General features: G+C 70.7%; 5 protein-coding genes. All 5 read left to right on the top strand.

All coding sequences use genetic code 11. From position 1 onward, the window contains the following. Positions 1 to 12: 12 nt before the first annotated feature. The 5 genes from WMF45_RS41050 to WMF45_RS41030 are packed head-to-tail and all read left to right on the top strand — an operon-like array spanning position 13 to position 12,323. The gene (locus tag WMF45_RS41050) at positions 13 to 5,553 is read left to right on the top strand and encodes an amino acid adenylation domain-containing protein (protein WP_437711620.1); all 5,541 of its coding nucleotides are present in this window, start codon (positions 13 to 15) and stop codon (positions 5,551 to 5,553) included. After that, complete coding sequence (locus WMF45_RS41045) at positions 5,550 to 7,322, top strand: ABC transporter ATP-binding protein (protein ID WP_437711618.1); 1,773 nt, start codon at positions 5,550 to 5,552, stop codon at positions 7,320 to 7,322. Before WMF45_RS41050 ends, WMF45_RS41045 begins: the two co-directional genes overlap by 4 nt. Further along, complete coding sequence (locus WMF45_RS41040) at positions 7,319 to 9,058, top strand: ABC transporter ATP-binding protein (protein WP_437711615.1); 1,740 nt, start codon at positions 7,319 to 7,321, stop codon at positions 9,056 to 9,058. Before WMF45_RS41045 ends, WMF45_RS41040 begins: the two co-directional genes overlap by 4 nt. Further along, the gene (locus WMF45_RS41035) at positions 9,055 to 10,164 is read left to right on the top strand and encodes a saccharopine dehydrogenase NADP-binding domain-containing protein (protein WP_437711613.1); all 1,110 of its coding nucleotides are present in this window, start codon (positions 9,055 to 9,057) and stop codon (positions 10,162 to 10,164) included. Before WMF45_RS41040 ends, WMF45_RS41035 begins: the two co-directional genes overlap by 4 nt. Continuing rightward, entirely contained in the window at positions 10,161 to 12,323 is a 2,163-nt protein-coding gene (locus WMF45_RS41030) for a methyltransferase (protein ID WP_437711611.1), read from the top strand. Before WMF45_RS41035 ends, WMF45_RS41030 begins: the two co-directional genes overlap by 4 nt. Positions 12,324 to 12,325: the final 2 nt, after the last annotated feature.

Genomic DNA, 12,325 nt, shown 5'->3' with positions numbered 1-12,325 from the left:
GAGCTTACGTCCATGCCCGTTGCCGGGATCATCGAAGAGCTGAAGACGCTGGGTGTCGATCTGTGGACGGAATCGGGGCAGCTCCGGTTCCGTGCGCCCAAGGGGTTGCTCACGGAAGACAAGATGACGGTGCTGCGCACGCACAAGGCGCAGATCATCGATTTTCTGGCAGCGAACCAGGGGGTGGTCGTCGCCGCGGACGAGCAGGCGCGTCATGAGCCGTTCCCGCTCACCGACGTGCAGACGGCCTACCTGCTGGGGCGCCAGAGCTCCTTCGGTTACGGCGGCGTCGCCTGCCACGGGTACCTGGAGGTGACGTATCCAGAGCTCGACCCCGCGCGCCTCGCCGACGCCTGGAACCTGCTGATCGAGCGGCATGAGATGCTGCGCGCCGTCATCGAGCAGGACGGCTACCAGCGTGTCCTGCCCACGGTGCCTCGGTACCCCATCCAGTCGACGGACCTCCGCGGCGCGTCCGCCGCCGAGGTGGAGCGCGCGCTATGCGGCATCCGCGCCGAGATGGACCACCGGATGTACGAGACCACCGCATGGCCGCTGTTCGAGCTGCGGCATACCCGCACCAGCGGCGGTGACGTCGTGCACTTCTCGCTCGACTCGCTGATCGCCGACTGGGCGAGCGCCGGGATCTTCTTCGAGGAGCTCGACCTCATCCTCGCCGGCCGCAGCGACGAGCTGCGACCGCTGGACCTCCGCTTTCGCGATTACATCTTCGCGGAGCGGCGGCTGCGCGAGACCGGGCGTTACCAGCGTGACCGCCAGTACTGGCTCTCGCGCGTCAACGACCTGCCCCCCGCGCCGGAGCTCCCCACGCTTCCGCCGGCCGCGGAAGCCGGGCCCGTGCGCTTCCGCCGCCACCACGGTCGCCTGTCCGCCGAGCGCTGGGAGCGCCTCCGGCAGCGCGCCGGCGAGCGAGGTCTCACGGCCTCGATCGCCGTGCTGGGCGCCTATGCGGCGGTGCTGCAGCGCTGGAGCCGCCGCCAGCGGTTCAGCCTCAACCTCACGCTGCTCAACCGCCTGCCGCTGCACCCGCACGTCGACCGGATCGTCGGAGACTTCACGTCGGTCAGCCTCATGGACGTGCAGGCGGCGTCCGGGCGCAGCTTCAAGGAATGGGCTGCGCGGCTCGGCGATCAGATGTTCGCCGATCTCGACCACCGGCTGTTCACGGGGGTCGAGGTGCTGCGCGAGATGACCCGCCGGCGCGGGCGGGAAGCCGCGCTGATGCCGGTCGTCTTCACAAGCGCCATCGGCCTCGGCTCGCGGCGACGACCCACGAGCGGCCGGCGCTTCGGCCATGGCGTCACGCAGACCCCGCAGGTCTACCTCGATTGTCAGGTCATGGATGACGCCGACGGGCTCGAGGTCAACTGGGACGTGCGTCAGGGCATCTTCCCGGACGGCCTCATCGACGACATGTTCGGCGCGCTGCAGCGGCTGCTGGAGGATCTCGCGGAGCGCCCCGAGGCCTGGGAGGCCGTCGAGCCGGTCGCGTTGCCCGGATGGCAGGCGCAGGAGCGCGAGCGGGTCAATCAGACAAGCTGTCCGCTGCCGGACTCCCTCTTGCACCGAGGTTTCCTGGAGCAGGCCGCCCGCGACCCCGGCGCGGTGGCGGTGATCGGCCACGCGGGCAGCTTGACGTACCGCGACCTCGCGATGAGGGCGGCGTCGGTCGCGCAGGCGCTGCGGGACGGCGGCTGTACCGCGGGCGATCGGGTCGCCGTCGTCATGAACAAGGGGATCGAGCAGGTCGTCGCGGTGCTTGGCGTGCTGCTCGCCGGCGGGGCCTACCTGCCGCTGGACGCCACGCAGCCACGGCTGCGCATCGAGAAGGTGCTGTCGAACGCGGCGGTGCGACAGGTCCTGACCCAGTCATGGGTCTCCGCGGCGGCCAAGCTGCCGGACGGACTGCGCGTGATCGACGTGGACACGCAGGCGCCTGCGCAGACCTTCCCCGAAGCGCCGATGGGCGAGCCCGACGCGCTGGCGTACGTGATCTACACCTCCGGCTCCACGGGTGACCCGAAGGGGGTCATGATCACCCACCGAGCGGCGCTGAACACGATCGACGACATCAACCGTCGCTTCGGGGTGACCGGATCGGACCGGGTGCTGGGCCTCGCCCAGCTCGGCTTCGACCTGTCCGTGTACGACATCTTCGGCACGCTCGCCCTCGGCGCGACGCTCGTGCTCCCGGATCCCGACCGCGGCGCCGATCCTTCCCACTGGGCGGACCTCCTCGTGAAGCATGAGGTGACCCTGTGGAACTCCGTGCCTGCGCAGCTTCAGATGCTGGCGAGCTACCTGCAAACCGAGCCGGTCGCGATTCGCTCGTTGCGCATGGCGCTGCTGTCCGGCGACTGGATCCCCGTCACGCTGCCCGACCAGATCCGCCGGTTCATTCCCGACCTGACGCTCATCGGGCTCGGGGGCGCGACCGAGGCGGCCATCTGGTCGAATTACCATCGCATCGAGCGCGTCGACCCGGCGTGGACGAGCATCCCCTACGGGGTGCCGCTCGCCAACCAGGGCTTCCGCGTCCTCGACGAGTCGCTCCGCGACGCGCCGGTATGGGTCCCTGGAGAGCTGTACATCACCGGGCACGGCCTTGCGGCCGGGTACCTGGGCGATCCGGAGCTCACGGCAGCGCGCTTCTTCAACCATCCCGTCGATGGACAGCGCCTCTACAGGACCGGAGATCTCGGGCGCTATCTCCCAGGCGGATCCATCGAGTTTCTCGGACGCGAGGACAGCCAGGTCAAGATTCGCGGGCACCGGATCGAGCTCGGCGAGATCGAGGCCGCGCTGCTCGCGCATCCGGCGGTCGGCGCCGCCGCGGCCGTGGTGGCCGGCAAGGACTCCACGGATCGCACGCTGCTCGGCTTCGTCGAGCTCGCGCGGCGCAGCGCGCCTGCGGACGAGGATCTGGCCACGTCGCAGGCTCGTGTCGTGTCTGCGGCGCGGCAGTTCGCCGACAAGGAGGTCAGCGGCGTGACCGCGGCCCAGGTGACCGAGGCGACCCGAGCGCTCTGCGACGCCTCGTTCGCGTCCATGATGAACGCGTTCTCCGAGCGCGGGCTCTTCGCCGGCCCGCGCGACACGCACTCGGCCGAGGAGATCCTGCGCGAGGCGCGCGTCCACGACCGCCATCACTGGCTCGTTCGCCGCTGGCTGGGGCTCCTTTCGGAGGCGGGATGGCTCACGTACCACGAGGAGAGCCGTCGCTACACGCAGCGCAGGGCCGCCGACGCGACGGCGGTCCACGAGGCCTGGCGGCGGTTCGAGGAGCTTTCGTCGTCGTCCGGGCTGTGTACGCCCGAGTTCGTTCAGTACCACAGAGCGCACGTGGAGCGGCTGCACGCCTTGCTCGAGAACCAGCAGAACCCGTTCGAGCTGCTGTTCCCGCAAGGGAAGCACGACGTGGCGCTCTCGGTGTACCGCGACGACGCGATCGCGCGTTACAACAACCACGCGATCGCGGCGCTCCTGTACCGGATCGCCGCCGCGCATACGGACGGCGCCCCCCTGCGGGTGATCGAGATCGGCGCCGGCACGGGGGCCACCACCGGCGTGGTCCTCCCGATGCTCGACGGCCATGACGTCGACTACCTGTTCACGGACCTGACAGCCTTCTTCCTGGCCGACGCGCGCGAGCGGTTCCGGGAGCGCCCCTGGGTCCGATTCGGGCAGCTCGACCTGAACGAGGATTACCGCGCCCAGGGCTTGCTGCCGAACTCCGCGGACGTCGTGCTGTGCGCCGGAATGCTGAACAGCACCCGCAATGTCGAAGCCGCGGTGGCGGCCGCGGTGGAGCTGCTCGGGCCGTCGGGGTGGCTCGTGTTCACCGAGCCTACCGCCGATCACCCGCACGTCCTGCTCACCCAGGGCTTCATGATGGACCCCTCGGGCGCGGACCGGGAACGCGGCACCACCAAGTTCCTGTCCACCGAGCAGTGGCAAGGCCTGATCGCGAAGAGCGGCGGTGAGCTGGTGCTCCGCCTGCCGGACGACGACCATCCGATGGCGGCCTATGGCATGCACATGTTCGCTGCGCGCTTCAAGACCGACAGGGCCCGGGTCGGGACCGACGAGCTCACGAGCTTCCTCGGGCAGCGGCTGCCGGCGCACATGGTGCCTGCTCATCTGCAGGTCGTCGACCGGCTGCCGCTCACGGCGAACGGCAAGGTCAACCGCAAGGCGCTCGCCGCCCTGCGGCCCGCGGCGTTCATTGACAGCGCCGGGAAGGAGGCCGATGCGACGCTGGACGAGCTGGAGAGCCGGCTGTGTGCGCTCTGGGCGAGCGCGCTCGGCGTCGCGCGGATCGGCAAGGGAGAGAACTTCTACGACCGCGGCGCCGACTCGCTGATCCTCGCCAGGGTGGCAGGTCGACTGCGCGAGGAGGTCCCGGAAGCGGCGCCGTTCGCCTACGACACGCTCCTTCGGCAGATGCTCAATGAGCCGACGGTCGACGCGCTCGCGCGCGCGCTGCGCAGGCAAGACGGCGCAGCGCACGCGCCGAGCGGCGCTGGGACGGGCGCGGAGGCGTCCTCCAGCGGCGGCAAGACCGCGCAGGTCGCGCAGCGCCGCGAGGGCAGCAATTCGTTGATCCTCTCGTTCGGCGGCGGGGACGGGCCGGCGCGCGTGATGTTCCACGCGGCGCTGGGCACCATGGATTACTTCCAGCACCTGGGGCGGGCGCTCGCCGCCCAGCACCTGGGGCCCGTCCTGGGCTTCGCCGTCGCCGACCCCGAGCTGTACCTCGCGATCCCCCCGAAGGAGCTCGTGGCGCGCGTGTCCGACGATTACGCGCAGCGGCTCATCGATGAAGGCTTCACGCGGTTTCAGCTCATCGGCTACTGCCTCGGCGGGCTGCTCGCCACCGAGGTGGCCCGCCGGCTGCTCGAGCGCGGCATGTCGGTGGACCTGGCGCTCGTCGACAGCATTCCGATGTTCATCGAGACCGACGAGGAGCTCGCGTTCGAGGCGATCTTCGCGCCCAATTTGAACCTGGATCCGGTGAAGGCCGTCTTCGGCGACGACGTCGACAGCGCCGACGTCTACCGGGCCATCGAGAAGCTGATGGTCGACTACGACCGCAAGATTCCAGCCGGCGCAATGGCCAGGCTCGGCGGAGACCCCGGGTTGGAATCGGTCGCCGCCGCGGTGCGCAGGCAGTCCGCGCGCAGCCAGGACGAGCGCCTGGCCAGCTATGCGAAGGCGGCGGCCGCTCAGGCCGGGGTGCCCGTCGGACCCGAGCTCATCCCGGCGCTGTTCAGGACCTGCAGGCATAGCATGCGCGCCGCGCGGTTCGATCCCGAGCCGTACGTCGGCGATATGACGTTCTTGCGGTGCGATGAGGAGCAATCCTTCGGCATCACCGCGGGCGTCGGGCACCTGACGGCGCCGTTCTGGGAAGGCGTCTGCCTCGGCGAGTTCAAGCTGATCGACGTGCCCGGCAACCATTTCAGCGTCATCGAGCCGCCGCATGTGAATGTCGTGGCCGAGCACCTCGCGGTATCGTTGCGTCCCACATGAGAGAGAATCAGCAGAAGGACGCGGCGCTCCGCGAGCTGCGCCGCCCGATAGCAGGGCTGACGCGGTTCGGGATCTTCCTGGGCGGGGTCGGGGCGCTGACGACGCTCGTCCCGTTCATCGGGATCGCCGAGCTCGCGCGGATCCTGGTCGCGTCAGGCCCGATCGACAGCGCGAAGGTGGCCTGGGTCGCGCTGACCATCGTGGTCGGCCTCGGCGTCGGATGGACATGCACCGGAATCGCGCTGTGGGTGACTCACCTGGCGGACCACCGGCTTCAGGCCATCCTGCGGCGCGCGCTGGTGCGCAAGCTGGGCGAGGTGCCGCTGGGGTGGTATTCCGACAAGACGTCAGGGGTGGTCCGCAAAGCGGTCCAGGACGACCTGGAGGACCTGCACCACCTCGTCGCGCACCATGATGTCGAGCTCGTCTCGGCGATAGTCCTTCCGCTCGGCGGCCTCCTGTACCTGTTCTGGCTCGACGTTCGGCTGGCGCTGCTCGCGATCGCCACCCTGCCCATCTACATCGTCGCTTACGCATGGATGATGCGGGGCTTCGCCGAGAAGATGATGCAGCTCGACGCGAGCTTCGCCAGGGTGAGCGCCGCGATCGTCGAGTTCGTGCACGGCATCGCGGTCGTGAAGGCGTTCGGCCAGACGGGCCGCGCTCACCAGAGCTACCAGCGCGCCGTCAGCGATTTCAGCGACCGGTACGCCGGCTGGGTGCGGCCGCTGCTCCGGCTCGAGGCGCTGACCTCGATGGCCCTCTCGGTGCCCGTGATCATGCTGGTGAGCCTGACGGTCGGCGCCTGGTTCATCCGAGAGGGCTGGGTGAGCCCCATCGACCTGCTCGCCGAGACCCTCGTCGCCGTGGTCATCCCGCAGACGGTGCTCACGCTGAACCAGGGGCTCACGGCCCAGCGCAAGGCCGTGGCGGCGGCGGAGCGCGTCGCCTCGTTGCTCGACGAGCCGTCGCTGCCCATCACGACGACGCCGCAGGCGCCGCGCGGGGCGGGAGTGCAGTTCGATCACGTCTCGTTCAGCTACGACGGCTCGAGGAGCGTGCTCTCCGACGTGAGCTTCGCTTGCACGCCTGGCACGGTGACAGCTCTCGTCGGGACCTCGGGCGCGGGGAAGTCCACGCTCGCAAAGCTGGTGCCCAGGTTTTATGACGTGACCGGCGGGGCTGTCCTGCTCGGCGGCGTGGATATACGAAACATCGCGCCGGACGTGCTGTACCGGAACGTCGGCTTCGTTCTGCAGGACGTCCAGCTGGTTCATGGAACGGTCGCCGACAACCTGCGCCTCGGCCGGCCCGAGGCCAGCGACGCAGAGGTCGTTGAAGCCGCGCGCGCCGCGCAGATCCACGACCGGCTCGTCGCGCTCCCCAGGGGATATCGGTCCGTGATCGGCGAGGACGCCATCCTGTCCGGCGGCGAGGCGCAGCGGCTGTCCATCGCCCGCACGCTGCTCGCGGACACCGCGGTGCTGATCCTGGACGAGGCGACGGCGCACGCGGACCCGGAGTCAGAAGCGCAGATCCAGGACGCGCTGTCCGCGGTCGCGCGCGGGCGCACCGTGATCGTCATCGCCCACCGGCTGGCGACGATCACCGGCGTCGACCAGATCGTCGTGCTCGACGAGGGCCGCGTGCGCGAGCGCGGCACGCATTCCGCGCTGTTCGCCGAGGACGGGCTCTACGCGAGGATGTGGCGTGTTTACGCCGAGAACGACATGGCGGTTGCCGGCGCAGCGGTGGGGGTGGCCTCATGATCCGGCAATTGACCAAGATCCTGGGACCGCAGCACGCGAGGGCGCTGCACGTCTATTTCGGCTGGCTCATCGTCTACTCCGTCGTTCAGGGGGTGGCGATGGCGTTCCTCGTCCCGGTCCTCAAGGCGCTGCTCGGCGGGGACCTGGGCGAGGCGCTGCGCTGGCTGCTCCTCCTGGCCGCGGTCGTCGCGGTGACGTGCGTCGCCCGTTACCAGCAGACGATGAAGGGCTTTGCGCTCGCGCTGGTCGTCCTGACCACGCTGCACGACCGGCTCGGCAACCACGTCGCCCGCCTGCCGATCGGCTGGTTCTCCTCGGAGAAGGTCGGCCGTCTCTCACGGAGCGCGACGGGCGGCACCATGATGGTCACCAACGTGTTTGCCCACCTCCTGACCCCGGTGGTGAGCGGCATCCTGACGCCCGCGACGATCGCCGTCGCCATGCTGTTCTTCGACTGGCAGCTCGGGTTGACGGCCATCGCCTGCACGCCGCTGATCTACCTGACGCACCGCTGGTCGTCGGCGTGGATCGGCCGCACCGAGGAGCAGGTCGACGCCGCGGGGGCGCTCGCCAGCAACCGGGTCGTCGAGTTCGCGCGCAACCAGCAGGTGCTGCGCGCCTTCGGTCGGGCCACGGGGGGTTATGCGCCGCTGGAGGAGGCGATCGATGGGCAGCGCGCCGCGGGCGGGTCGATGCTGCGTCAGACCTTCCCCAGGTTGCTCGCGGGCGGGCTGTCGGTGCAGCTCGCGTTCGCCGCGCTGATCGCGGTCGGCGTGGTGCGCGCCCTCGAGCGGTCGATCGATCCGATCGAGCTTGTCGCGCTGCTGGCGCTGGCCGCCAGGTTCGTGGGGCCGCTGGCCGAGGCCGCGGGGCGGAGCGGGCTCCTGCGGATGGCAGGCAACGATCTGGAGCGGCTGTCCGCCATCTTCGATGAGGCGCCGCTCCCCGAGCCGGAGCGCTCCAGGCCCGTCGCGGCGCCGGGGGAGATCGAGTTCGCCGATGCCCTGTTCGGCTATCAGCCGGGCGCTCCCGTGCTCCGTGATGTGTCTTTCCGGAGTGCGCCGAGGACGATGACGGCGATCATCGGGGCATCCGGCTCCGGGAAGACGACGATAACACGGCTGATCGCGCGGTTCTTCGATGTCGACGCGGGCTCGGTGCGGGTGGGCGGCGTGGATGTCCGCGAGCTCTCCACGGAAGACCTGATGGCGCAGCTGTCGCTGGTCATGCAGGACGTCTATCTGTTCGATGACACGCTCGAGGCGAACATCCGGGTGGGCCGGCTGGACGCCACGGACGCGGAGGTGCGCGAGGCCGCCCGCCTGGCCGGCGTGGAGGAGATCATCGAGCGCCTCCCGCAGGGCCTGAAGACCCGGGTCGGCGAGGGCGGAGCGTCGCTGTCCGGCGGCGAGCGCCAGCGGGTGTCGGTCGCCCGAGCCGTGCTCAAGAACGCTCCCATCGTGTTGCTGGACGAGGCGACGGCGGCGCTCGACCCGGAGAACGAGCGTTACATCCAGAGCGCGATGCGCACGTTGATGAACCGGTCGACCCTGCTGGTCATCGCGCACCGGCTGCCGACCATCGTGTCCGCGGATCAGATCCTCGTTCTCGACGGCGGCCGCATCGTCGAGGCGGGGACGCATCAGGAGCTGTTGGCGCGCAACGGGCGGTACACGGCGTTCTGGAACGAGCGCCGCCGCGCCCACGGATGGCGGCTTGTGGAGGCTGCGGGATGACGATCGGCATCTTGGGAGGTTATGGCGACGTCGGCGCGCAAGCGGCCCGGCGGCTCCTGTCGCTCGGCCTCGGGCCGCTGAGGATCGGCGGGCGAAACCTCGAAGCGGCCCGCCGCTTCGCGAAGGAGCTGTCCGTGGGGGCGGTCGAGCACCAGGCGGTCGATGTTCAGGACGACGCGTCGTTGCGTCGCTTCGTCGGTGGGTGTCGGATCGTGCTCAACTGCGCCGGTCCATCCCACGCCATCGCGGACCGCGCGGCGAGGGCAGCCGTGGAAGCCGGCGCCGATTACGTGGACGCCGCCGGCGACGATGCGCTGTACGCGCTCCTGGACGACGAGGAGTACCGCAGCCGCGGGCGCGTGGCCGTGCTCTCGGCGGGGCTGCAGCCTGGCCTCACCGCGCTCTTGCCGCGATGGGCGGCGCAGCGGGCTTTCAGCCAGGTTCACGGCATGCGCAGCTATTTCGGCGTGCTGGACCGCTTCACCGAGGTCGCCGCGGACGACTACCTCCAGGCCGCCACGGATGGGGTGAGCGAGCCGCTCGCGGCATGGCGAGAGGGACGTCGCTCCGGGGTGCTGATCCGGACGCGCAACGTGGAAGTCCCGTTCTTCCCCGGTCCGGCGACCTTGCTGCCTTACCTCAACACCGAAGGGGAGCGGCTCGCGGCGTCGCTCCGGCTCGCTCGAGGAGAGTGGTACACTGTCATCACCGGCCAGCACATCCTCACGGCCTTCGACCGCGCGCGCAGCCTCGAACGCCGCGAGGCGGTCGCGGCGTTATGCCGGGCCAGCTTGCTCGACCTCGCTGGACGGGAGCCTCACGTCCTTCTCGTCGCGCAGCTCGACGGCCTGCGAGACGGCGCCCCGGTCACGCGCACGCTGGTGATGCGCGGACGGCGCAACGCCGAGCTCACAGGGACCATGGCCGCGCTCACCACGCTGGCGGTGGACCAGGGCCAGGTGCCCGCCGGGCGCCACTTCGCCGCGGCGGCGCTCGAGGCCCTGTCGACGGTCGGTCGCCTTCGCGAGAGCGGCGCGGTGACCGCGCTCGATCTGCTGGAGACGTCGATCGACGCGCTCGGCGCTACCGAGGAGGGCTCCCTGTGACCGCCGGGATGCCTCTCGTGTTGTGCGGCGTCGGGTTCGGTCCTCTGCACCTGGCCGCGCTCCAGCGTTTGAATGGGCGCTTTCGCCTCATCGGCCAGCTCGCCGACGACAGCGAGGGCGCCCGGAGGTTCGCCGATCAGGCCAGGATAGCGCTCTGGACTCGGCCGGATCAGGCCCCTCTCGGCGCCGGCGTGAGCTGCTGGGTATCGGCGGCCGGGCACGGCGTGCCGGTGACCGAGCGCGCCGTCGACCTCCTGGGGCGCGGCAGCGCCGTGCTGGCGGAGGCGCCGCTCGAGCACGATGAGCTCGCCGCATGCCTGCGGCAATCGCGCCTTTCACGAGCCGCATTCCGGGTGGCAGCGGTCGCCTCTGCCACCCCGGCATCCCGGCGGTTCCTCGGCGCAGCGCAGGTGTTGCGTGCGCGCACGCCGGTCAGGTACGTCGCGGCGACGTGCACGAGAGCGTCGATCCAGGCGCTCCTCCGCCTCCTGGGCGACGCGCTCGGCGCCCTGCGCCCCTGGCAGATCCGTGAGCCGGCGCCGCTCGGGAGCGGGCTTGTCGTGCTCGGAGGCAGCCTCGCGGGTGTTCCGATCGTCCTGCGCGTGCGCAACGAGGTGTCATCAGAGGCGCAGAGGGTCGTCGAGCTCGCCCTGGGAAGCGACGCCGGCGAACTGAGGTTGACCGGGGTTCACGGCGACGTCCTCTGGACCGCCCACGCCACGGGGTCTGCCGTGCTGCTCGGCGGAACAGACGAGCCGGCCGAGCGCGAGACCGTGAGCTGGCTGCGCGCGACCCGCGGCGAGCTGACGGCGTTCGCCAACGCGGCGGAGAGCCCAGGCGCAGCCGTCAGCGAGGCTCAGGTTCAGCTCACGCTGTGCCGGCTCCGGCACGACGTCCTCGCCGCGCTCGGCTCGGCGACGGCGCGCGCCGACGCGGAGGTCGTCCCCACCGCGGATCTGGCCGCGGCGGCGGTGGATGCCGCCGCCGACGACGCCTGCGGTGAGGCGCCCGGCGTGCCGTCGGCCGGCGAGACACACGAGGCGGGGCTGAGGCTCACTCGGCTGCTGGAGCCCGCGCCGGGGAGGGATGCCCTGGCGCACCTGCCGGGGGCGATGCAGCGACTCGAGGCGATCAGCCTGCGGGCCCTGGGGGAGCTGCTTCTCGCGAGCGGCGCCGTTCATCCGGGCGGCGAAGCGCGCACCGCGGAGGAGATCGTCTCTGCGCTGGGCGCGGCGCCGCGGCACGCCTGGCTCGTCCGGCGGTGGCTCGCCGCGCTGTGCGACCACGGTGTGCTCAGCAACGCCGCGGATAAGTACGTGTGGCGACGGGCCCTGCGGGACGCCGGCGCGGCCTCCGACCTGCCCGACGCGTATGCCGCGCTCGGCTTCCCGCCCGCGATGGCGGAGGTCCACCAGGCCGCGCTGCTCCGCCTGCACGCGCTCGTGCGCGACGAGCTCTCGATTCAGCAGCTCTTGTTTCGCGAGCGGCAGGACCTCTCCACCATCGCCGCCTACCAGGACAACGTCTTCACCGCCTACCTGAGCGCCGCCGGCGCTCACCTCGTGCGCCGCTGCGCCGAGCTGCGGCACCGGCCGCTGCGCGTGCTCGAGCTCGGCGGAGGCGCCGGGCTCACCACGACAGCCGCCCTGCGGGCCCTCGACGGCGCGCCGGTCGACTACCTGTTCACCGACATCGCGCGCGCGTTCACGGCCGCAGCGCAGGAGCGGTTCGGCCGCCATCGCGGGATGCGCACTGCCGTGCTCGACATCAACATCGATTTCACGGCGCAGGGGGTGGAGCCGCACGCGGCGGACGTCGTGCTCGCGGGCAATGTCCTCCACAACGCCGCGCATACGGGTCGGACGCTGCGCCGCATCCGCCGCGCGCTCGCCCCCGGCGGGTGGCTCATCTTCACGGACTCCACACGAGAGAACTGCGCGATCCTGACGGCGATGCAATTCCTGCTGTCTCCTGCGGCCGGCTCGCCGCCGCTCGGCAGCGAGGACCGGCGCGCCGGGACCGATCAGGTGTTCGTCGACGCGCCTGGCTGGAATGAGGAGCTCCTTGCCGCTGCCTTCGTGCCGCGGTTCGTCCTTCCTTCGCTCGAATCACCCCTGGCCGTGGCAGGCCAGCACCTGTTCTTCGCCACCGCCTGCTGACG

Origin of the sequence: Sorangium sp. So ce448, from assembly GCF_051520915.1 — a bacterium.
In the GTDB taxonomy this organism is placed as follows: Bacteria; Myxococcota_A; Polyangia; order Polyangiales; family Polyangiaceae; genus Sorangium; species Sorangium cellulosum_B.
This window is presented reverse-complemented; position numbering and strand designations above follow the sequence as displayed.